Genomic DNA, 604 nt, shown 5'->3' with positions numbered 1-604 from the left:
CACACCCCCTTTCCCCGTCTAAACCCGAAGCTGGCGGAGGCGGATCATGTTTTGGTGGTGGACGATCAGGCCAGCAGCCGCCTCTACATCGGTGAGCTGTTGCGGTCGGCCCACTTCCGCGTGAGCGAGGCCACCAACGGCGAAGAGGCTTTGGAGGCTGTGGAGCGGCTTCGGCCAGACTTGGTGCTGCTGGATGTGCTGATGCCGAACATGAGCGGGTTCGATGTCTGCCGGCAACTGAAGGCCAATGAGCTGACCCGCCTGATCCCCGTTGTGCTGATTACAGCCCTGACCGACCGCTCCAATCGCCTGATGGGGATGCAGGTGGGGGCCGACGACATTTTGACCAAGCCCTTCGATCACGTGGAGCTGCTGGCGCGGGTACGCTCATCCATCCACCAAAAGCGCTTGAACGAAGATCTGGATCACGCCGCCAAGGTGTTGTTTGCCATTGCCCGCGCCGTGGAAAGTCGGGATCCCACCACGGGTGACCATTGCGAACGCTTGGTGGTCATGGGGGAACAGTTTGGTCGTTACTTGGGGCTGTCTCGTCAACAGATCAAGGCCCTGCGCTGGGGCGGCTACCTGCACGACATCGGCAAAG

General features: G+C 61.3%; 1 protein-coding gene. It reads left to right on the top strand.

The features are described 5' to 3' along the window. The coding region (locus NW819_RS14530; RefSeq protein WP_414414182.1) for a response regulator at window positions 1-604 on the top strand (604 nt) is incomplete at both ends.

The organism is Synechococcus sp. R8-2 (assembly GCF_047461715.1).
Classification (GTDB): Bacteria; Cyanobacteriota; Cyanobacteriia; order Thermostichales; family Thermostichaceae; genus Thermostichus.
Note: the sequence above shows the minus strand (reverse complement) of the source record. Positions and strands in the feature narration are given on the sequence as shown.